General features: G+C 45.1%; 22 protein-coding genes and 1 pseudogene. 10 read left to right on the forward strand and 13 right to left on the reverse strand.

Going from position 1 to position 21,020, the window contains the following annotated elements:
• Positions 1–25 precede the first annotated feature (25 nt).
• A complete protein-coding gene (locus tag A3739_RS14090; RefSeq protein ID WP_068478962.1) occupies positions 26–448 on the forward strand; it encodes a hypothetical protein in 423 nt (140 codons plus the stop codon).
• A gap of 72 nt (positions 449–520) precedes the next feature.
• Here A3739_RS14090 and A3739_RS14095 read toward each other — a convergent pair whose 3' ends face one another.
• On the reverse strand, positions 521–1,678 hold the full coding sequence (locus tag A3739_RS14095; RefSeq protein WP_068501791.1) for an endonuclease/exonuclease/phosphatase family protein: 1,158 nt from the start codon (positions 1,676–1,678) through the stop codon (positions 521–523).
• A 301-nt stretch (positions 1,679–1,979) separates the two neighbouring features.
• On the opposite strand from A3739_RS14095, the gene A3739_RS14100 reads away from it, so the two are divergent.
• Complete coding sequence (locus A3739_RS14100) at positions 1,980–3,170, forward strand: DEAD/DEAH box helicase (protein WP_068501794.1); 1,191 nt, start codon at positions 1,980–1,982, stop codon at positions 3,168–3,170.
• 73 nt (positions 3,171–3,243) lie between these two features.
• Entirely contained in the window at positions 3,244–3,660 is a 417-nt protein-coding gene (arfB, locus tag A3739_RS14105; RefSeq protein ID WP_068501797.1) for an alternative ribosome rescue aminoacyl-tRNA hydrolase ArfB, read from the forward strand.
• 42 nt (positions 3,661–3,702) lie between these two features.
• Here the strand turns inward: arfB and A3739_RS14110 are convergent, their stop codons facing one another.
• From A3739_RS14110 to A3739_RS14145, 8 genes and pseudogenes are all read right to left on the reverse strand, one after another.
• Positions 3,703–4,227 carry a dihydrofolate reductase family protein gene (locus A3739_RS14110; protein ID WP_068501800.1) on the reverse strand — a complete coding sequence of 175 codons (525 nt, stop codon included), beginning with the start codon at positions 4,225–4,227 and terminating at the stop codon, positions 3,703–3,705.
• A gap of 42 nt (positions 4,228–4,269) precedes the next feature.
• Entirely contained in the window at positions 4,270–4,485 is a 216-nt protein-coding gene (locus A3739_RS14115; RefSeq protein WP_068501804.1) for a TIGR02450 family Trp-rich protein, read from the reverse strand.
• Positions 4,486–4,573: 88 nt separating this feature from the next.
• Entirely contained in the window at positions 4,574–4,909 is a 336-nt protein-coding gene (locus A3739_RS14120) for a hypothetical protein (RefSeq protein ID WP_082878418.1), read from the reverse strand.
• 209 nt (positions 4,910–5,118) lie between these two features.
• Positions 5,119–6,369: pseudogene (locus A3739_RS14125) on the reverse strand (dicarboxylate/amino acid:cation symporter).
• A 465-nt stretch (positions 6,370–6,834) separates the two neighbouring features.
• Positions 6,835–7,212: an EthD domain-containing protein gene (locus tag A3739_RS14130; protein ID WP_068501807.1), complete on the reverse strand. Its 378-nt coding sequence runs from the start codon at positions 7,210–7,212 to the stop codon at positions 6,835–6,837.
• A gap of 29 nt (positions 7,213–7,241) precedes the next feature.
• The gene (locus A3739_RS14135) at positions 7,242–7,676 is read right to left on the reverse strand and encodes an OsmC family protein (RefSeq protein WP_231877083.1); all 435 of its coding nucleotides are present in this window, start codon (positions 7,674–7,676) and stop codon (positions 7,242–7,244) included.
• A gap of 48 nt (positions 7,677–7,724) precedes the next feature.
• A complete protein-coding gene (locus A3739_RS14140; RefSeq protein WP_068501809.1) occupies positions 7,725–8,366 on the reverse strand; it encodes a thioredoxin domain-containing protein in 642 nt (213 codons plus the stop codon).
• A gap of 45 nt (positions 8,367–8,411) precedes the next feature.
• A complete protein-coding gene (locus A3739_RS14145) occupies positions 8,412–9,533 on the reverse strand; it encodes a fatty acid desaturase (protein WP_068478987.1) in 1,122 nt (373 codons plus the stop codon).
• A 144-nt stretch (positions 9,534–9,677) separates the two neighbouring features.
• Here A3739_RS14145 and A3739_RS14150 point away from each other — a divergent pair, with 144 nt between their 5' ends.
• From A3739_RS14150 to A3739_RS14180, 7 genes are all read left to right on the forward strand, one after another.
• On the forward strand, positions 9,678–10,361 hold the full coding sequence (locus A3739_RS14150) for a DUF1007 family protein (protein ID WP_068501811.1): 684 nt from the start codon (positions 9,678–9,680) through the stop codon (positions 10,359–10,361).
• Positions 10,352–11,038, forward strand: coding sequence for a DUF1007 family protein (locus A3739_RS14155; RefSeq protein WP_068501814.1), 687 nt, complete (start codon positions 10,352–10,354; stop codon positions 11,036–11,038). Before A3739_RS14150 ends, A3739_RS14155 begins: the two co-directional genes overlap by 10 nt.
• On the forward strand, positions 11,029–12,072 hold the full coding sequence (locus A3739_RS14160) for a nickel/cobalt transporter (protein ID WP_068501818.1): 1,044 nt from the start codon (positions 11,029–11,031) through the stop codon (positions 12,070–12,072). The genes A3739_RS14155 and A3739_RS14160 overlap by 10 nt, the downstream gene beginning before the upstream one ends.
• A 112-nt stretch (positions 12,073–12,184) precedes the next feature.
• Positions 12,185–12,634, forward strand: a complete 450-nt coding sequence (locus A3739_RS14165; protein ID WP_068501820.1) for an isoprenylcysteine carboxylmethyltransferase family protein — start codon at positions 12,185–12,187, stop codon at positions 12,632–12,634.
• 35 nt (positions 12,635–12,669) lie between these two features.
• Positions 12,670–13,203: a GNAT family N-acetyltransferase gene (locus tag A3739_RS14170; protein ID WP_068501824.1), complete on the forward strand. Its 534-nt coding sequence runs from the start codon at positions 12,670–12,672 to the stop codon at positions 13,201–13,203.
• Positions 13,204–13,213: 10 nt separating this feature from the next.
• Positions 13,214–13,603 (forward strand): hypothetical protein, encoded by a 390-nt coding sequence (locus A3739_RS14175; RefSeq protein ID WP_068479003.1) that lies wholly within the window; start codon positions 13,214–13,216, stop codon positions 13,601–13,603.
• Between the two features lie 63 nt (positions 13,604–13,666).
• Positions 13,667–14,800: a metal-dependent hydrolase gene (locus A3739_RS14180; protein ID WP_068501828.1), complete on the forward strand. Its 1,134-nt coding sequence runs from the start codon at positions 13,667–13,669 to the stop codon at positions 14,798–14,800.
• Here A3739_RS14180 and A3739_RS14185 read toward each other — a convergent pair.
• The 4 genes from A3739_RS14185 to uca all read right to left on the reverse strand — a co-directional run.
• Positions 14,784–15,380, reverse strand: a complete 597-nt coding sequence (locus tag A3739_RS14185; RefSeq protein ID WP_082878419.1) for a heme-binding protein — start codon at positions 15,378–15,380, stop codon at positions 14,784–14,786. The genes A3739_RS14180 and A3739_RS14185 overlap by 17 nt on opposite strands.
• 137 nt (positions 15,381–15,517) lie before the next feature.
• Positions 15,518–16,150 (reverse strand): HAD family hydrolase, encoded by a 633-nt coding sequence (locus tag A3739_RS14190; protein ID WP_068479009.1) that lies wholly within the window; start codon positions 16,148–16,150, stop codon positions 15,518–15,520.
• A 156-nt stretch (positions 16,151–16,306) separates the two neighbouring features.
• Complete coding sequence (gene atzF / locus A3739_RS14195) at positions 16,307–18,142, reverse strand: allophanate hydrolase (protein ID WP_068501832.1); 1,836 nt, start codon at positions 18,140–18,142, stop codon at positions 16,307–16,309.
• A 59-nt stretch (positions 18,143–18,201) separates the two neighbouring features.
• Positions 18,202–21,020: urea carboxylase (gene uca / locus A3739_RS14200; RefSeq protein ID WP_068501835.1), on the reverse strand; the 2,819-nt coding region annotated here is incomplete at its 5' end.

Here is a 21,020-nt window from a genome sequence, read left to right on the forward strand (position 1 = left end):
CCCTATCTAAAAGCGAATAACAATAATGAACCTATCCAATCCAAATTTACTGCTCATCACTGGCGCCATCTGTATGCTCATGTCTCTTGGCTTAGCATGGCTTTCCTCGCTGATTCTTTATGCCAAGATGAGCTCACTGAAAAAGATCTTCCCTGCGACCCATCAGCTCATTCGTGCGCATATAGATTACATGCTGATGTTTATACTGTTAGTTGCAGCATTCTTTTTACAAGAACGATTTGAGATAGTGCTACCGAGCTGGGTCATCGTCTTGCTCTGTGTTGGCTCACTCTACAACCCTTTCGGTTTTATCATTTTGGCGATTAAGCCTGAACTCGCAAACCCCAAAACCTTTGCCGACAAAGCCAAAACTTTACTGGGTTTTCTTCCTGCCACGCTAGGTTACGGGTATTTGATGATCGCCCTAATCTCGACGCTAATCGGCTAATGCGTTTAATCAAATTAAGGTAAAAATAGAAAGCTAAGAAGAGAGCGAGGAATCTCGCTCTCTTTATTGGTGCTAGTCGTCGAAACGAATCTTCGCGAATACACCCGCATGATCCGAAGGATACAAGTTACTGGTATCGGTCATATCCGCCGATGAATCGCCCAAAACTTTTACCTTCACACGCTCAAGCTCAAGCTCACTTCCATTAAGCTTCAAGAATACATGATCAATACGTGATGATAAGGTTGCCGTTTCATCTGATACAGCATCATCAAAGCAGCACGTAAGACCTTCACCACGAATCTTATCTTGCATCAGCCAAGTATCACCATAGCCTGTTCCAGTAGCCTGAAGATAAGGAGGTACCAATGGCAATCCATCTAAGCCTGGAATACCTGATGCAGACACAAACGGTGTGTCACGAGGGTCACTATTAAAGTCACCAAGCATAATTATTGGGTTAGTGTCTGAGCTTGTCGCATCAACAATTTGAAGCAACTCATTCATTTGAACGGCTTGCAAAGACTTAAATGGCTCTGAACCGCCGACTTCCAAATGCGTGTTCACGATACGGTAGTCTGCGCCCTTCACGTTCACATCTAAGATATTATAACCACGCGTAAATGAGGCCTGTACGCCATTAATGTCGACCACACCATTGACCGTAAAGTTTCCGCTTAAAGCATTTGAGTAGCTAACTTTCTTACGCACGAGAACGATATCTCTATCTTGTAGACGAACATCTCCCAAGATCGGGCCTTCCGCAGTAATACCCGCAACGAATGGCAACTCAATATCGGCATTGTCGACAGACGCTGCCACTTCGTAACTTAGTCCACGCGCTTCTAAATTCGCCATAAGAATTTCTAGAAAATCATAAACTACGTCGGAAGCTTGAGCAGGGTTCCCAATCAAAAAGTCACCCGGAATTTGCGTACTCCAAATAGATACTTCTTGTAGGCCAATGACGTGAGGCTTACGGCTCACAATTTCATCCGCTAATGCACCAGCACGCTCAGGGAAGTTTGTTGCTTGTGCAGTTTGAAAAACTTCAGTAACCGCAAGAGGTACAGCAAGTGGATCAGGATCTTGAGCTGCAGCGAGTACAGGAAAGATATCTGCACCAAGGTAAACATTACGAGACAAGACTTTGATTTTCTCGTCGTCAGCAAAGGCTAAAGGTGCCGCTAAGCCTAGCGCGAGAACACCCGCTAATAGTTTTGACTTCATTATAATTCTCCATTCTTTTATTTTTATTCGAGCCTTCGAATAGAAAGCAATGATTAGAATGGAATGGGCGGACACGTTATGGAAGAGGCAAGCTTATGTTTTGCGACAAGGTGTGCATAAAACAACCAGAACAATAAATGGGAGAATGTCTTGAGAAACACGAACAATGAAAAAGATTGAATCAAGAGCACCGCGATCTTGATTAAACACACATCAGATCCGTTTATCTGCTAGTATTCCGCCCATCTACAGTAACGCATCATGCGCCGCTGCCTTTCTTTCAATGACGTGAGTTTTAACCGTGTTTTTAGACTTAGACGAACAACTGCTCGACGCAGTAAAAGAAGCTGGTTTTCAATCGCCGACAGCGGTGCAAGATGCCTGTTTTGAACCCGCCCTTGATGGCCAAGACCTGTTCGTGAGTGCAGAAACCGGTAGCGGTAAAACAGCGGCTTACTTACTCCCAACATTTGAGCGTTTGCTCGGACGCGACCAAGGCGAACCGCTGGCATTAATTCTGGTACCTACGCGCGAACTTGCTCAGCAAGTACTTCGTCAGGCTAAACAGCTAGGCCGCTTTACCGATCTTACCTTCGGTATCGTCAGCGGTGGAACAGACATCAATAAACAAATTGAGTTGGTAAAAAATCCACCTCAAATCATCATCGCGACGCCGGGTCGTTTATCAGAAGTTGTCACGCGTGACGACTTTGATTTAAGCAGTATTGAAGCGCTGATTCTTGATGAAGCAGACCGACTACTCGACATGGGCTTTAGCGATGAAGTGCTATCGATTGCGGAACATTGTTTGGCGCGCATGCAAACCTCTATGTTCTCAGCGACACTCGCAAACAAAAGCTTACGCGGTCTTGCCGAAGCTTTGCTAACAAACCCTGAAACACTTGAGCTATATCAAACCAGTGACAAACACCAAGACATCACACAGCAAATTATTTTTGCTGACGACAAGGCGCATAAATTTAAACTAGTTCAGTGGCTAATCGAGAACGAAGAATACAAACACTGCGTGGTGTTCTGTAATTCAAAAGAACAAGCCGACCAAGTTTATCGGGTGATGCAACAGCAAAATATTAGTGCTGGTATTCTGCATGGTGATAAAGATCAAAAGCAGCGTAATCTAGTGATGAGCAAGCTGCGTCGTGAGCAAGTCAAAGTACTGATTGCAACAGACGTTGCCGCGCGTGGTTTAGACATCGAAGGCATGGATTTAGTGATCAACTTCCAAATGCCTCGCCGTGGTGATATCTATGTACACCGCATTGGTCGAACGGGTCGAGCTGGCGAAAAAGGTACGGCCGTGACACTCATTGAGGCGGCTGAATTCAACCTTATGGCAAGTATTGAACGCTATCTAGAGCAACGCTTTGATCGCCGCAAAATCAAAGATCTTGAAGGCAACTATAAGGGCCCTAAAAAGCTCAAGTCTTCGGGCAAAGCTGCAGGCAAAAAGAAGAAGAAAAAGAAAAAATAAACCCTATAATCTTGGAAACAGCATTGGGGTCAGAGTGTTTTTGCTCTGACCCCAAGTAATTCATGGCTCAGTTATGCCTCTCGTCATTTCACACAATGTTCAAATCCCTGACTACGAGCTCGATTTCTCGGCGATTCGTGCACAGGGTTCTGGAGGGCAAAACGTCAACAAAGTCTCAAGCGCTATCCATCTTCGTTTTGATATACCAAGATCATCTCTACCCGATTTTTATAAAGAACGATTGCTCGCATTGAGTGATAGCCGAATCAATAAAGACGGCATCTTAATCATCAAATCGCAAGAATTTCGAACCCAAGAAAAGAACAAACAAGAAGCCTTGAACCGCCTACTTGCTATCATTCAAAAAGCGACAGTAGTTCAAAAGACACGCCGAGCCACCAAGCCAACACGAAGCTCGCAAAAGAAACGCTTGGATAAAAAAACGCAACGCTCACAAACGAAGAGCATGCGTGGCAAAGTGAATTACTGAGATTTGAAAAGAAAAGTTGATGTAGAGCCTTTTAGCTACTCATCACTTCACAAGATACTTTATTTGGGTAAAGCCAAAGTCATAGGCCTTGCTCGAAACATGCTCAAGCTCAATATCTTGCTCTGTATGGCCGAACAAACTAATTCCTTCACCAATTAATACAGGAACGACTGTGATCGTCATATCTGTGATTAATCCTTTAGACAAAAAGCTTTGAATGACCGAAGCACCATCAATATATAAACGCTGATTTCCTTCGGCAGATAAGCGCTGAACCAGATCTTCTGGAGCTTCTTTACTGATAGTAATCTTGTCGGATAACTCATTAGGAACGCTAAGATCTCGTTGGCTTAGAACAATCACTGGGACCTCATAAGGCCAAGTACCAAAAGACAACACTTTCGCATAGGTATTGCTACCCATCACCAAAACATCAACCGTAGAAATAAAATCAACGAAGCCGCAATCTTCGCCCTCGAGGACGATAGCATTGGCCTTGTCTAGCCAATCGAGATTGCCATCTTTTCGTGCGATATAGCCATCCAAACTCGTTGCTATAAAACCGATGAATCCGTGATGTTTTGCTCGCTCATAAAAGGCTCCCTACGATTATTTCCAACCCTGCTTCCAAAGTGTTTTATCTCGAAGCTGCCTCCAATCGATCGCTGCAGTCCGCCTAGAAATGATAGCTTCTAGCAAACAATGGATAACTTCTCCCTCTTCATCAAACTCAACTTCCGCAACCATAAAATGCTTCTCTTTATTTAACGGTCTGACGGCTGTCCACTTACTATTCAAAAGTTTCTTGGGATCGATTTTATTCAAAATAAATAACTCTCTGGATTAAATCAAAAACAAAATACCGAGCTACTTTCAAGGCGAGCAACATCGCTGATAAATGTGATGTTGAGTTCTATACAGATTTCTTCCACAACATATGTACTATCGATAAAATTATTAACGCAACAACTTGAGCTCCTACAAAAATCACTCCGATACCGGCTAATACTGCGTCGCTATTATTCGACTGATCTGCACTAACCATACCCGCGGTGAGCCATAGAGAGGGAGAGAGAAAGATAACGTTCAACAGATTAAGCAAGATAGCGACAATACCGAAAGTTAAACCTGGGCCTGCAGCAAAAGCAGCTAACAATGCGCATACTAACGTTAGGTATGGACCGGCAATTGGAACGAGAATAGCGATTATCGCGAAAATCATCGCCGTTATACCTAGTGCTTTCATCATCTCTTCCTCTGCTATTTTTTATACAAGAGTATAAATTTTATACCAACAGTTCCGTCTAGCTAAAAAATGCGCCAGATTAAAAATCATCATCTAATCAGGTAGATAACACTATCTGAATATTTAATAAGAATAAATGTATCACAGGCAAAAGCGCCCCATACGACAAGACTGTACAGCCATGTTCGCATGAGAGCGCAGAGGAGGTTTTATTACTTAGATGCTTCGACAACTACTGCTGAAGGTTCTACTTCCGCAATCGCATCAATAATCAATGCACATGCCGCATCGCCAGTTATGTTTAAGGCAGTGCGAATCATGTCGAAGATGCGATCAAGTGCGAACAACAAAGGTAGACCTTCGATAGGAATACCCGCCGCTAGCAATACCGCAACCACTAAGAATGAAGGCCCTGGTACACCGGCTTGACCAACAGCACCCTAGGTAGATGTGAGTACGATCGCCACATATGCAGTCAGTGAAAGATCCACATTAAATAACTGCGCAAAGAAGATCGCGACAAGGCCGTAGTAAATAGCATTACCAGACATATTCACGGTTGCGCCCAATGGCAACACAAATGATGCCGTTGAATTTTTCACGCCAAGTTCGTTTTCAACTGTCTCCATTGTGACAGGCAAAGTCGCCATAGAGGATGATGTCGATAGCGCGATCGCTTGGGGCTTTTTCATTGCTACCAAGAATTTTCGAGCAGACGTTTTTGATAATACATGCACCAACAATGGGTAAACAATAAAACCAAAGATAAGAATCGCGGCCACGTAAACAACAAACAGTTTAAACACAACCATCAAAGCACTGAAGCCGAATGTTCCAACCGCTTCGGCCATCAAGCCAAATACACCGAGCGGTGCGATGAGCATGATTTTGTTAATCATCCAGACCAAGCTACCAACAATTGTATTCACACCATTCAATATGGGCTCGCGTCTTTCGGCCTCTTGCTTTGACAAAGCAATGCCGAAGAACAAACAAAACACCAAGATTTGAAGAATATTCGCATCACTCAATGATTGGAAAATATTCGTCGGAATCATTCCAATCACCGTTGCCCAGAACGTTGGCAACTGACCTTGATCGGCATACTCGGAAGAAAGCATTCCTTCTATCGATGAGACATCAATCCCTAAGCCTGGGCCAAATATCGCACCCATGCCTAATGCTAATGTCACAGCTAAGGCTGAAGTCACACCAAAAAATGCAAGCGTACTTAAGCCCACTTTGCCCGCGTTTGCACTTTTACCCAAACCTGCTGCGCCGGCTACCAATGCGACCGCCACTAAAGGAATAACGAGCATTTTGATCAGATTAATAAAAATAGCGCCAAGCGGCGAAAACATGGAGGCATCTGGTCCCATTGCGATACCGACCATCGTGCCGACAAGCATCGCTATGACCACTTGAACACCGATATTCCCAATGAAATATTTGCTTAGTAACACGTCTTTACCTCATGAAATAAGGAATTAGCTCAGAATGACTGGTCATTGCGTGCCAGACAGTTCAGCGCCAATCGAAATTTATGAATACATAAAGCAGTTCGAAAAACTCATCAGAGCCATTACTGAATAATTTCTCGTGTTCCTTTAAAAAGTGCTGATAGCACCTTTTGACGTACGCCCTCGAAGCAAACATCCATTGCGGATGCATAAAGAGCCCTTTGGCGTAGTGGTCTTCCCGAGCTTCAAACTACTTCAAACTCGATAGCAAAATAAGATAAGTGCAGTAAGCAACTGAAGGACTGAGCGTCTCTCCTTGCCTACTCAATGCCACAAATAAATGGAAATGAATCAGTGGCGAATGTAGCGCCTCAGTAGTGGAATCAATAGTAAAACATTGTCGATGACTGTGAATCATCGTGAAAGGCGAGATGGTTTATAAACGCGCCTATATTACCTCTCTGTTGATCAGGGAATGATGGGGTCATGGTGTTCGATGAAACACCGTTGCGAATGATGAAAATCAATGAATGCAGCTTCAATCTTTTCCAACTCGGCAAAGACCTCTTTAAATGCATCAGACTCCATAATCGCATTCAGATCTTTCGAGCTAGGAAGCACGTATTCCATCACCGCATCGAAGGCCGTTTCTTCAACGCCTCTTGCCGCGTTTAATTCTTTATTAAAGTCGACATCCAAAACCAAGCTCATGTGGAAATCACTTGCACCCAACAATTTGCCAACCTCTGTCACTAAGGAGACAAAGTTTGCATCGTGCCAACACTTTCGAAATTCTTGCGAAGATATATCAGGCTTTCTTTTAACGACGAAAATAAACTTAATCACGCGAATCTCCTTTCACTTGAATTAAATACTTATACGTTCACCACAACGTTAAGCACTTTATTAGCAGTTAAAGAGTTACTCACTAAACACCCTTTTTCAGACTTCTCGGCAATACGCTCAACTTTCTCAGAATCAGTACCAGAAGGCACATCGACCGTAACCTTCAAATCAAACTGGGTAAACTGAGTCACGCGATCTACCTGACCTAAGGTACCCACGACCTCGCATGAGATATTAGTCCATTCTAGCTTCGAAGCACGCGCGATTGCTTTGAAGGTCAAGACGAAACAATCCGCCATCGAAGCAACTAGCAAGCTTTCAGGAGACCAATAACCCTCTGGCCCACCAAATTCAGGCGGCGGCATCGATTCGATTGCGCTGAGACCGTCAGCTTCGAGATTTACCGTTGAATCAGACTCTGAATTGGCAGAGACCGTATAGTGATGAGGCATCGTTTGCATCATAAACTCCCAATAAGATTTGTATTGGAAGTTTAGATGAAAACTGGCGTATTACTCAGCGGATTTAAGCTGATCTAATACTAACTGATACAGATGATCTGGACTGTGCTTTTCAAGCGCGAGACCATTTACATAAAAGGTTGGCGTTTTATCTACTTTGAACGCGCGAAGATCTTTACCCTCTTGCACGATCAATGCATTCATTTCCGGCGAATCGATGATCGCTTTTGTTTTCTCGATATTTAGCCCCGCGGCAGCAGCAATTTCCCACGCGCGATCTAGATTAGGTGCATGGTGTGATGCCCATTCTTGTTGTTGTATCAATAGCGCCTCTAGAACTGGAACGTATACATTTTGTTGACTCGCAGCTTCCAGCATTCGTACTACCGTATCCGAACCCTGATGGAACGGTGCATAACGAAGCACTAAACGCACGTCTTGCGGATGGCGCTTCATAATTTCTTTTACATATGGATAGAATGCTCGGCAGGCTTCACACGCGGGATCTAAAAATTCAACGATCGTCACTGGCGCATCAGCAGGCCCCATACTAGGAGAATAATCACGCTCCAACTCTGCACCTTCTGGTAAGGTATTCGCAGAAGTAGATTCATCATTACTGCACGCACTCAATGCAAACAAGGCAACGAAGCATAGGCATAGAGACCGAATGCGTTTACGCAAAATAAGCATGATCAATTTTTCCCTTGTACATCTTTGACTAAAATAACTGAGCGTTTACGCATATTGTGCGAGAAGTAACTTCCACTCATCACGTTGCTGTTGCATCGCGTCTTTAAGTTCTTGATATCGCTTCATCGCTTCAGACTTCTCGTAGGCTTCGCGCACTTCACACTTCTTAGCTTCAAGCCATTCAAGTCGTGCGATTTTGGTTTGATGCATCACTTCAACTAGTTCATCAAACTTTGCTTGCAACTTCGCTTTAATCTCTTCGGCATCGGCATGAAAACGCAGTTTCTCATTAAGATTTTTCATCGCCATTTCTGCTTTTGCTTTGGCGACCTTATGTTCGTCACAGCGTTTTAAGTTGCTCGCTAAACCCAATTTACTCAGGGTAAATATGAACCATTTAGTTGGGTCGTAATGCCACCAGCGGATGCCATTGCGATAATCTGTTTGAAAACAATGATGGTAGTTGTGGTAGCCCTCTCCATAGGTCAAGTAAGCCACAATGCCGTTATCACGTGCGGTATTCTTATCAGTATAAGGTTGGCTACCCCAATAGTGTGCGAGCGAATTAATAAAGAAAGTCACTTGTTGAGAGAGCACAAGACGTAAAAAGCCAACGATCAACATGGTGCCAATAATATCGCCATGCCAAACACCAATTACAAAAGGAATACCGAAGTTTGTCAGCACGACTAACTTCAAATAATTGCGGTGCTGCCACATCACAACAGGGTCGCGCTTTAAATCAGGAACGTTAGAGTAATCGTTATAGGTTTCGCGATTATAATCACGCAACATCCAACCCATGTGCGAGAACCAGAAACCTTTTTTTGCGGAATACGGGTCTTTATCGTTTTGATCGACATAGCGGTGATGAATACGGTGGTCAGATGCCCAGTGCAAAGCGCTATTTTGAATCGAGAAAGCCCCGCCTATGGCATAAACAACACGAATCCAAGGTTTTGTTTTATAGGTAGGATGAGACCACAAACGGTGATAACCCGCAGTAATCGACATTCCACAAAAACCCATACACAAGAGAGCTGCCACGACCTGGAATATATCGTAGCCCTCAACAAAGCCATACCAAGGCACAACAACTGCTGCAAACAGCCCAGTTATAACGAAAAACAGGACATTCACCCAAAGAAGTTTTGGCTTACCGCTCATTCAAATACCGCTTGTTTTATTTATGACGATGCGCATATTAACAGAGCAAGATGACAATAACATTCAGCTTACAAATGTTTAGTGTTTAGAACTGTTAAATATGCACATTGCATGGCCACTTAAGAGATTGCATCCGCCTAGGGCATGAGTAAAGATGTGCCCCTAACGATTATCTTGCTAAGCCGTGACATGTTGAAAGTAGTATTTCGTTTTTTGTTGAGCACTGTAATTTGGGTTTCGGTCGCACATGCACACCCTCACTCTTGGATAGATGTGCAGACAACACTCACGCTTGATGCAGACGGAAATCTCATTGAGATCACGCAACTTTGGGAGTTTGATGAAGTCTATTCACGCATAGCACTAGAAACCGTTACGAAAGAATACGAGAATGAAATGCTCGGACTCGAAATGTTGGCCCAAGATATGGTTACTAATCTTAAGCCATACAAGTATTTTTCGAGTTTACAGCTCGACAAAATCGACATACCGCTGAGCAAGCCAGTTTACGCGAAGTTTGAGCCATATTCAGAGCAAGGAAAACTCAAACTCAAGCAAATCTTTGCGTTTGATACTCCCGTAAAATTAGCAGGAAAAGCAATCACATGGTCGGTATTCGATCCGACGTACTATGTCGCGATGAATCACCATTCAGCCGATGCAGTCAATGTGATTGCGAATGAGAAAACGCGTTGCGCGAAGCAATTTAAACTGCCCTCGCCAACACAAGAAGACATAGACTATGCCGCTAGCCTTGATCAAACGCAGCGAGATAGTGATGGTCTGGGACAACTATTTTCTGAACGAGTCACGATACAATGCAATTAGTCCAAAAATATAATAAGACCCGATTAAAAGCATTCTCGATACGCGCCTTTGTATTTGCCTTACTTAGTTCGCTGAGTAGCACTGTCGCGCTCGCGCACCCGCACAACTGGATCAGTATAAAAACACAATTCTTAGTGGATGCCGACAACCGTTTAATCGAAATTCAACAGTCATGGGAGTTCGATGCCATCTACTCCATGATCACCTCTGCAAGTTTAAAAAACGCTTATGACGACGAGACTGTCGGCCTAAAGCTGATGGCCGAAGACATGCGCAAAAACCTTGCTCGCCACAACTATTTCTCAAACCTAATTGTTGATGGAAACAACATCGATATACCAAGAGCGAATCAAGCGTCGCTGCGTATTGAGCCTCAACCACCGGTAAGTTTTATGACGCTCGACTTTACGATTCGTTTCGAGAATCCCATTAATTTAGATGGTAAAAAAGTCGTCTGGTCTGTGTACGATCCAACCTATTACATTGCGATGAACCACAAATCCGTTGACGATATCTCGATTGTCGGTGGACTGAACTTAGAGTGCGGTAAAGATCTCGTGATTCCAAATCCTACCGAAGAAACCATCGCCTACGCCAATAGCTTGGATCAGTCACGTCGCGACACAGATGGGCTTGGCGATCAATTTGCTGAAAGAGCTGTTATTCAATGCATTTAACTCCCTCAAAGCTTCTAGCTGCAATCTTTCTTTGCCTCATTGCTGGCGGCATTTATTGGGCCACGCTGAATTGGACAGACTGGATGATTTACATCACTAGCCAACAGAAAGAGCTGCACAGTATGTTATCAGAGCATATGTCCAATGTAGCGCAACATCCTGAAACTTACGGCTTAGCCTTAATCAGCCTTAGCTTTGCTTATGGCGTCTTTCACGCCATTGGCCCAGGACATGGCAAAGCTGTGATCATGACTTACGTTGGTACCCAAGGGGCGAGCGTTAAGAAAGGCGCGGCTTTGTCATTTGCCGCAGCACTACTGCAATCAATCGTTGCGATTATTCTTGTCAGTGTAATTGGCCAGATGCTCCAGTTTACCTTTGGTGAAGTGCAAACGATGGGAGAACAACTTACACAAGTAGGCTATGCCTTGGTGATGTCTTTGGGTCTGTATATTTTACTGAAGTCAGGTAATAAATTACGCAAAGTAGTGAGCATCTCAAATTCAAGTGCACACTCGCACCATGAGCATCATGACCATGCCCATCCACATGATCATCACTCCCACGCTCACCAACACGACCATCATGAGCACGAACATCATTCTCACCATGAACATTATGCACATAATGTATGTTGTGGCTGCAACCATGCCATTGAAGTCAAAGACGACAGCACCTGGCTACAGAACCTAACGCTCGTGTTCTCGATGGGGCTCCGTCCTTGCTCTGGCGCACTAATCGTTTTGACCTATGCCTATTTAGTCAATGCCTATGGATTTGGGATCGTCGCCACCTTGGCGATGGGACTAGGCACTGGCATTTCTATCGCGCTCATTGCAGCAGGAACCGTATTCGCGAGAGGGTTCTTTGAACGCCTACTAAACGCTAGCGAATCGAGCTCGACGGCGGTGTTTAGTCATTTTGGCTTATATCTTCAAATAGCTGGCGGGGCACTACTTATTGCATTCGGCTGGGGATTATTATCTGTCACATTGACTCCGGTTGCGGAGCATCCATTACTGCTTGGTCGCTAAAAGACTAAATCAAAAAGTACCCTGACATATAAAAAAATGATCTCATCTAAGTAAATCGCCTATTAAGCTTTAATACGTATTGCTTCTAAGATGATTAAAAGATGAAAGAAACATGTCTTATTGGTGGCTTACAAAGCTTACTTGTTCGATTCTGCTCATAGCGAGCATCATTATAAGTGCGTTCACAAGCTGGCTACCCGATATCAACACAAGCGATTCTCTGGCTGGGCGAATTCTTGTACTCGTTGGCGGTGCTATTTTTTTGAGTCATTACTGGCTCATCAAACGCGATAACAAAAGATTAGAAGAGATGGAATATCTCGTCACTCAAACGGCCTTATTTAAACGTATTCGTCACCCAATGTATTTCGGCGAGATGTTCATGATGTTGGGTTACGTACTGATTGCTGCGCATAGCCTTACCTTACTGATTTTTGTGCTTGGCATTCTCGCACTAGTGATGCAAGCTAAAGTCGAAGACAAACAGGTTGCAGACAAATTTCCTCAGCCTTACGCACAATGGACAAAAACAACAAAACTAATCCTGCCTTATGTTTACTAACTTCATCGGGCGAGCAAGGCTTCTAATAAGGCAGTATGAACATTCGTTTTGATCTTGAATTAATCGGTAAAAAAATCACCTTAAGACCCCTCACCGCCGACGATTTCGAAGCACTCGCTACCAGCGCATCGAATCCAGAAGTTTGGGCTCAACATCCTGATTCAAAACGCTATCAGCGTGAGCGCTTTAAAACGCGTTTTTTCGATGGTGCAGCAGCAAGCGATAGCGCCTATACAATTATCAATACGAGCTCAGGCAATGTCGTTGGTTCAACGCGCTTCTATGATTTCAAACCAGAACATAGAGAGATCGCGATTGGCTACACGTTCCTCGCGTGCGAAGAATGGGGAACAGGCGCCAATACCGAAATGAAGGATCTGATGATCAACTTTATTGCGCCTTACGTAGATAAAATTTGGTTCCATATTGGTAGTGAGAATCATCGTTCACGTAGAGCGGTTGAAAAGCTCGGCGCGACATTCCAATACCAAGAAGATGAAGTGCTCGAAGGCTTAGCCTACACAAAATGTTATTACCTACTCGAATTAGAAAAATACAAACAGGCCTGAGGAGTTTTCCATGAAAAAACCAAGCGGATTTATGATTGAGCTATTTCAACAACCAACTTGGGTCGTTATTTGGGTGAATGCGCTGATGGCGATCAACCTGGGCAGCATTGCATTTTTAGAATATGAACTGGCTCAAGCCATTCTTGGTATTTTTGCGTTCCAAGGCATCGTTATGGTTGGTATGTATTGCTACTTCGGCTATCAGAAAATTTTAGGCTTAGCGCATCTTCTATGGGTTCCTCTTCTCGCTTACATTCTTGTTTATCTTGGCGATTACACAGGTGCGTTTCATAGCTACCTTGTAGGCTTAGCCGGCTTTCTAAGCATCTCATTAGTTTTTGATATCCACGATGTGATTCAGTATTTCAAAAACCATTCTGAACCTTTGCGGAACAATTAAATCTATCTTCGATACCCGCATCAACGCGACTAACGCAACTAACGAGAGCAACGAGAACACTTAATGGATTCACTTAGCCAAGCTGCACTAGGGGCGACCGTTGGTCATGCCATTCTTGGAACGAAAGTTGGGAGCAAGATCGGTCGACTAGCTCCCGTTTGGGGAGCCGCGCTCGGCACCCTACCCGATCTAGATGTACTTATTCCTTATGGCGGAGTCGTCGAGGACTTTACCTACCATAGAGGTTTCAGTCATAGCCTATTTGTCCAAGCGCTCGTAACGCCTTTACTAGTTTGGTTAGCCATTAAAATTCACCCCCAAACCCACGAACATAAACTTCGATGGGGGGCAGCCATTTTGGCTATTTTTTGGACCCACTCACTTTTAGATGCGTTTACCGTTTATGGCACGCAACTGCTTTGGCCTATTACCGAATACCCTTTTGGTATTTCTAGTCTGTTTATTATTGATCTAGCCTACACATTGCCTTTATTGATTGGTTTAGGGATAGCTGCATATGTAGGGTGGAATAGCCGTAAGGCACGCATAGCCAGTGTCTGTGCGCTCGTTATTAGCTCGAGTTATTTAGCTTGGTCGTTAGTCGCAAAATCGACCATGAAAAGTATTTTGCAAGAGACTCTCGTTCAGCAAAACATGAACGTATACGCTGTGCTGACTACGCCAATGCCCTTGAACACCTTGCTGTGGCGCGTAGTGGCGATCAATGACCAAGACTATTATGTCGCACACGTCGCCGTATGGGATTCTCCTGAGTCTGTTGATTTTCGTGCCTACCCAAAAGGTGAAGAACTACTGAGCGACATTGCAGATCAATGGAACGTGCAGCGTCTACAGTGGTTTACCAAAGGCTTTTACCGGGCGGAACTCGTCAATAATGAAGTGGTGATGACTGACCTTCGTATGGGTTTGGAAGATAGTTATGTCTTTAATTTCGCTGTCGGAAAGCAAGTAAAAAGAAGTGCGGATAGCGATTCCACTGATAGAAGTGAGAATAAAGAGAGTAGCGAGAACGGAAACGTGAGCATCGAGCCGATGGTCGCGCGCCGTACTGAAACGCTGCGCGATATGTCTCGTCTACCGCTACTTTGGGATCGCTTCTTTGATAATGAAGTCTCTTTGCACCCAGAACCTATAATAAGCGCAAGATCAGCGCCTGAAGTTAGCGAATCGGAATAAGAACTTCGTTACGCCGAAACCAAGGAATGGAGGTCGGTGGGTCATAGCCAGCAATCAGCACAGGCCCATCCATTTCGTAACCCTGCTCTGTAATCCAATCTTCTAGGATGGTGCGGTTATCTGAAATATTTTCCTCGCTCAAGGTACCACTGAAACGGATAACCGCCATCTTCATGTTACGGAGCTCTTGAACCTCGACCGCAGCATCTCTCGGGCTCGGCGCAGTCGACAGCTCAAAACTTTCGGGCAGCACAAAAGACATTTGTTCTGTCTTTGCCGGATCCATAAACACTGGCGCAGTCATTGAAATTTCTTTCTCTTCGCTATTTTCGCCAGAGATATAAGCAAATAACTTACGAAAGGCCCCATCCTCTCTAGAGCCTGGGTTCATCGGCGCAGTCACTAACAACAGACGTTGATATTCACGTACTTCGATATTTTCAGACTCCGCTTCTTCCGCGTTCTTAGTTTCAATAACTGAATACGGTGCGTGTTCAATCGTATGCCGTACCAAGCTACACCCGCTTGCTAAGAAAAACGTGCTTACTATCAATGCAACAAAAATGTTTTTCCAAACCATTGTTCAATCTATGTCCTCTACCTAAAATATCAAGCTAAGCTCTAAAGCCAGTTTATCGACGTAACGACCGATGCCTAATTGTGTACGGATTGAAAGTTTGAAGTGATCAGTTGCAGATGACTGACTTATTAAATTTGCTACGCGCCCGCAGAAACTTTTCGCCAATACGCGGCTAATGTAGGAATAAAATCGTTATAATGAGAGAAATCAAAGTGCGCGAGATGCGCCCATTCCGGTTGAGAAGAATACCCTGAGGCATACCAAGCGGCATGCATACCTGCATTGTGCGCGGCTTCGAGATCGTAACGAAAATCGCCAACGTAGATACAATGCTTGGGGTCAACTTGCCATTCGTCGGCGAGCATCAATAAAGCGTCAGGTGAAGGCTTAGGAGGGGCGTGCTCACGTGCAAGTACTCTTCCCACTCGCAACTGACTACGATCAAGTTTCAGTTGACTTGCAGGAATCGAATTGCGTGTGACAACGCCTGTTTTGATGGATGAATTACTGAGTTTGAGCAGCGTCTCAGGCACTCCAGCAATTACTTCAGAGCTATGCGCGTCGCGCATCTCATGGTCATGAATCGTTGCCTTGACTGAAGATTGCTCATGCTCGGGCAAGTCTTCGACATATCGCAGAATATCCTGCCCCGGCACACATCCCGTCTCTTTGCATAAGAGAACAAAATCGAGACTAGACGTTACCAAGGTGCCATCTAAATCAAAGATGACTGCCTTAGGTAATTCTTTGACGTTGACACTGTCTGACATAAAACACACTCACACCAAGCATTGAACATTGAACTTTTACTAGTATGAGTGAGCTTACGATGAGATAACAGTTTTGGCCTTGTCGTGAAGCTTGCATAATGGTTGCCTGACATACCAAAACATCCAGAGCCTAATCAAAAAATGATCAGGCTAGGCTTATTTTGTCGCCATGTAAGCACGCCAGCCGCCAAGCTGCGTAATTTCTTCGGCGCCTTCTAAACCGTAAGGTTCGCAAATGAATCCGCTAACAAACGAACCATCTGCCAGTTTGACCTTACCAATGCCTAAGGGCGCAGGTATTCCTGCAACAAAACTCCCAAACTGTTCAGAGGGCACAGTCCAAATCTCGACATCAATGGCAGCCCCTTTTTCTTCATCTAACACTAGGCCAGGTCTAAATGGAGGCCCACCAGCAAGTGCATACATTCGATATCCAGGTGCGGTTTGTGTTTTTAACTTCAGTACTGCCTTGCGCTCCTTCAACTGCCAGTTCAATGGCAAGCCCTCCAAATGCGCACCACATACAAGTACATCTACCGTCTGTGTTGTCGATACCTGTGCGGCTTCTGTGCGCTCGCGAGATAAATCTGAAGCGCCGAGTGGAAGATCAAACAATGTCTCAAAGCGTTTAGCGATGGACAGCAATGCACGATCAGCAAAGGCAGGGCCCACTAAAGTCACGCCAAAAGGTAAACCTTGATCCGTGAAGGCTGTTGGAATGGCTAAGCCACTCATGTCTAGCAAGTTCATATAGTTGGTGTAATGTCCCAACTGACTGTTACGCAAAACAGGCTCTTCAAGTAGCTCATCAACTGTAAAGAAGCGCCCTGCCGTCGGCGTTAGCAAACAATCATATTGTGCAACAATCGCATCGCATTTTGCTTTCAATTCTTGCAAGCGATATTGCGCGGTAAACAAGGCCGCAGCACTTGCATTCTTGCCTGGTTCGATGATCTCTCGCACAACTGGGAACATTGCTTCAGGTTGCTCATCAATTAAAGGTTGTGTTGCCAAGTAACGCTCAGTTACCCAAGGTCCCTCGTATAACAATTTCGCAGCTTCAACAAAGGGCGAGAAGTCGAGCTCTTCAATCTGAGCACCGTCATCTTTAATGCGTTCTACAGTCGCTAAATACGCGTGCTCGTATGCTGCGTCACCGAAGAATTCGAGCTGATCTGATTGGATGACTCCGATTTTCAAATCCCCTGCACGCACACCATATTGCCGTGTTTGATTAGGATAAGGATTGGCACGACTATAGCCGTCATTGTCATCAAGCCCTTCTGCGACCGACAAAACTAAGTTCGATTCATCTGCGTTCAGCGCAAAAATCGTCATGCAATCTAAGCTACGACACGCTGGCAACATGCCGCTGGCAGACAACAACCCTCGTGTTGGTTTAACGCCATATAAGTTATTCAGGCAGGCCGGCACGCGTCCTGAACCGGCGGTGTCAGTGCCTAAACTGAAGCTTGCTAGGCCTAAGGCGACTGACACAGATGAACCCGCGCTTGAGCCACCACTGATGTACTTCGCATCGAAGGCATTACGACATTCACCGTAGGGCGAGCGTGTGCCATTTAGCCCTGTGGCAAATTGATCCAGATTCGTTTTACCAACAGGTATGGCGCCTGCTTTGATAAGTTGATCGACCACAAACGCAGACTCATCGGGTGTGTAGGCGAAGGTTTCACAGGCGGCTGTGGTCGGAATACCTGCCAGATCAATATTGTCTTTGATCGCGAACGGAACGCCCCACAAAGGCAGAGAATTGACGTCACCCGCTTCCAGTTTGCTTAGGTAGCGATCAAGCTCGGCGTCGCTTAATAAGTGAATCCAAATATTCCGATCGCTATAAGCCTCTGTGCGCTCACGAATATCTGCCAATACTTGTCTAGGCGTTGTGGTTCCAGCGGCATAGGCCTGCTTGAGTGTTTCGATGCTTAATGGTGTGATGGTTTGATCCGCAATCGCTAGGTTTAAACTATTCATTACTACTGTTCTCTTTGATTATTCTGTTCACGTTTTTTAGACAGGCACACCTTTGCGCCTTAGTGCTCTTCGATCACTACTAAGGCTTGTCCTGGCGACACGCGCTGACCTTTATCTAGTAGCACTTGTTTGACGACGCCCGAGCTTGTCGCATGAACAGGAATTTCCATTTTCATGGACTCTAAAATCATCAAGACCTGACCTTTAACAACTTCTGAATCCGACGTAATCTCGCTCTGCCAAACACTCCCTGATACAGGGCTGTCTACAACAATCTGCCCTTCCTCCCAGCTCGTTTCACTCAAATCGAGATTATCTTCAGCCACTTCGAAGTTAAACTGTCCTGTACGATGCCACTCTGCCAACTCCGCTTCAAAAGCGGCTTCGCGTTTGCCCTTAAAGGTATCAATGGATTCTTGATTCTCGGATAAAAACGCTTGATATTCAGATAGGCTGAATGAGCCTTCTTCAACTTTGATCGGGTAAGTGCCAACAGGAAATTGCTCACGAATTGTCATCAATTCGTCGTGAGAAACCTCATAGAATCGAATTTGATCAAAGAAGCGCAAAAGCCAAGGTTTCTCGAAAAACTCGGTCTTCCTGTAGCGATTCCACATTTGAAGCGTGCGGCCAACAAACTGATAACCGCCCGGCCCTTCCATGCCATAAACACATAGATATGAGCCACCGATGCCAACAGAGTTTTCGGCTGTCCACGTGCGCGCTGGATTGTACTTTGTGGTCACAAGACGATGACGGGGATCGACAGGCGTGGCAACCGGCGCACCTAAGTACACATCGCCTAAACCCATCACCAAGTAAGAGGCATCGAAGACAATTTTCTTCACATCATCAATGCTTTCTAGCCCATTGATACGGCGAATAAACTCTAAATTACTTGGGCTCCACGGTGCGTTTTCACGAACGGTTTGATCGTACTTTTCAATCGCCAATCGACAAGCTTCGTCATCCCAAGACAGCGGCAAATAAACCGTACGCGATGGTACACGTAAAGACTGAAGTCGTGTTTTCAAGGCATCCTCTGCTGACTGCAAGTGCAGCATCAACACGCCTAAAGACAGGGTCTGACTGTCATAGTGCACTTGAAGAGAACGGATTCCCGGAGTGAGTTCAAGCACACCTTCTATGTCTGCATCTTGCAAGAATTGCATCAAAGCATGCGCTCGAAAACGTAGAGCAATATCTAAGCTCTGCTCACCATATTCGACCAACAAGAACTGATCACCGGCGACACGATATGTCACCGCAACGCCATACTCTTCAGCAGATAAGGTCTTTAAGATCGGTGTAGTTTGTGGCTCGTGCTCGATCACTTCTTTTTCAAAATGCAAAGAACGCAAACAACGCTGCTGACGTGCGTACAACTCGACGGCATCCGTGACAGAAACAGCCTTAAAGCGCACTTTAGCACCCGCTTTGAGCTGGCCTAATTTCCAGAGGTCTGCTTGAATGACCGTCGCAGGACAAACAAATCCACCAAGAGATGGTCCATCTGGACCAAGGATAACAGGCATATCGCCGGTAAAATCTACCGTACCAAAGGCGTAAGCGTTATCGTGAATATTAGAAGGATGTAACCCTGCCTCACCGCCGTTTTCTCGCGCCCAATTGGGCTTTGGTCCAATTAGGCGAACACCCGTGCGGCTTGAGTTGTAATGCACTTCCCAGGTATGTTCAAAAAAGGTATCAATATCTTCCCGTGTGAAAAAGTCAGGCGAACCATGAGGCCCGCAGATAACCCGCAGCTCCCACATGTTTTCAATGCTAGGGAGAAGTTCAATCGGCGCCTGCTCATGGGAGCTACTATCAAGAGAAGTATTGTCATCTGAAGAACTTTCATCCCCAGCGCGATCAATCTGATTTAGATGTAAGACATCACCAATACGCAAAGCACGACCGTTATGTCCGCCAAACTGTCCTAAGGTAAATGTCGAACGAGAGCCCATATATGCTGGGCAATTCAAACCACCTTGAATGCAAAGATAAGCGCGCGTGCCGGCACCAGTAATACGGCCAAGTTTTAGAACTTCTCCCGCGTTAATACTTAATACTTGATTTAGCTCAATGGGCTTATCGTCAAGGGTGGACTCGATCTTGGCACCAGTGATGACCACTTGTGTGCTTGTCTGGAATTGCAGCTCAGGACCTTGAACGGTAATTTCTAGGCCTGCTGCATCATCTGGGTTATCTAATAGGCGATTACCCAACTGGAATGAATAACTATCAAACGGTCCAGATGGCGGAACGCCAACATCCCAATACCCTACTCGGCCTGGCAAATCTTGAATGGTCGTCTGCGTTCCGCCAGTGATCACATCAATGCGTGCAGGTGTGAATGTAAAGTCATTCAAATAACGTGTCGTAACGAGACCACCTTCCAAAACAGGGTCGCGTAACAAACGCTTTAGATACGCAAGATTCGTTTCTGCACCGTACAAGCGAATATCATCGAGCGCATCGCGTAAACAAATCAAAGCATGCTGACGGTCATGCCCCTTAACGATGACTTTCGCCAACATAGGATCAAAATAAGGAGGTACTTCAATGCCCGACTCAATCCAGTGATCAATGCGCACATGTGGGTAGCCTGGAAACGACACCTTGCTGAGCAACCCTGGACAAGGTTGGAAGTCGCGATATGGATCTTCCGCATACAAACGCACTTGAATAGCATGCCCATGCGCCTTCAAATTCTTACGTTTATTGGCAAGATCAATGTCTTCTCCAGATGCGAGTTTTAGCATCCACTCGACGAGGTCGATGTCGAAGACCTCTTCGGTAACACCGTGCTCAACTTGTAAGCGGGTATTCACTTCTAAGAAATAGAATTGGTGCGTATCGGCATCAACAAGAAACT

The sequence above is a fragment of the Oleiphilus sp. HI0067 genome (assembly GCF_001635735.1).

What these genes read in the sequence shown, in the direction of transcription:
- A3739_RS14180 (WP_068501828.1), top strand. Translation starts at nt 13,667, where the DNA reads ATGGATTCACTTAGCCAAGCTGCACTAGGGGCGACCGTTGGTCATGCC.
- A3739_RS14095 (WP_068501791.1), bottom strand. Translation starts at nt 1,678, where the DNA reads ATGAAGTCAAAACTATTAGCGGGTGTTCTCGCGCTAGGCTTAGCGGCA.
- A3739_RS14160 (WP_068501818.1), top strand. Translation starts at nt 11,029, where the DNA reads ATGCATTTAACTCCCTCAAAGCTTCTAGCTGCAATCTTTCTTTGCCTC.
- A3739_RS14150 (WP_068501811.1), top strand. Translation starts at nt 9,678, where the DNA reads ATGAGTAAAGATGTGCCCCTAACGATTATCTTGCTAAGCCGTGACATG.
- arfB (WP_068501797.1), top strand. Translation starts at nt 3,244, where the DNA reads ATGCCTCTCGTCATTTCACACAATGTTCAAATCCCTGACTACGAGCTC.
- A3739_RS14155 (WP_068501814.1), top strand. Translation starts at nt 10,352, where the DNA reads ATGCAATTAGTCCAAAAATATAATAAGACCCGATTAAAAGCATTCTCG.
- A3739_RS14190 (WP_068479009.1), bottom strand. Translation starts at nt 16,150, where the DNA reads ATGTCAGACAGTGTCAACGTCAAAGAATTACCTAAGGCAGTCATCTTT.
- A3739_RS14135 (WP_231877083.1), bottom strand. Translation starts at nt 7,676, where the DNA reads ATGATGCAAACGATGCCTCATCACTATACGGTCTCTGCCAATTCAGAG.
- A3739_RS14120 (WP_082878418.1), bottom strand. Translation starts at nt 4,909, where the DNA reads ATGATGAAAGCACTAGGTATAACGGCGATGATTTTCGCGATAATCGCT.
- A3739_RS14175 (WP_068479003.1), top strand. Translation starts at nt 13,214, where the DNA reads ATGAAAAAACCAAGCGGATTTATGATTGAGCTATTTCAACAACCAACT.
- A3739_RS14185 (WP_082878419.1), bottom strand. Translation starts at nt 15,380, where the DNA reads ATGGTTTGGAAAAACATTTTTGTTGCATTGATAGTAAGCACGTTTTTC.
- A3739_RS14145 (WP_068478987.1), bottom strand. Translation starts at nt 9,533, where the DNA reads ATGAGCGGTAAGCCAAAACTTCTTTGGGTGAATGTCCTGTTTTTCGTT.
- A3739_RS14140 (WP_068501809.1), bottom strand. Translation starts at nt 8,366, where the DNA reads ATGCTTATTTTGCGTAAACGCATTCGGTCTCTATGCCTATGCTTCGTT.
- A3739_RS14090 (WP_068478962.1), top strand. Translation starts at nt 26, where the DNA reads ATGAACCTATCCAATCCAAATTTACTGCTCATCACTGGCGCCATCTGT.
- A3739_RS14170 (WP_068501824.1), top strand. Translation starts at nt 12,670, where the DNA reads ATGAACATTCGTTTTGATCTTGAATTAATCGGTAAAAAAATCACCTTA.
- atzF (WP_068501832.1), bottom strand. Translation starts at nt 18,142, where the DNA reads ATGAATAGTTTAAACCTAGCGATTGCGGATCAAACCATCACACCATTA.
- A3739_RS14165 (WP_068501820.1), top strand. Translation starts at nt 12,185, where the DNA reads ATGTCTTATTGGTGGCTTACAAAGCTTACTTGTTCGATTCTGCTCATA.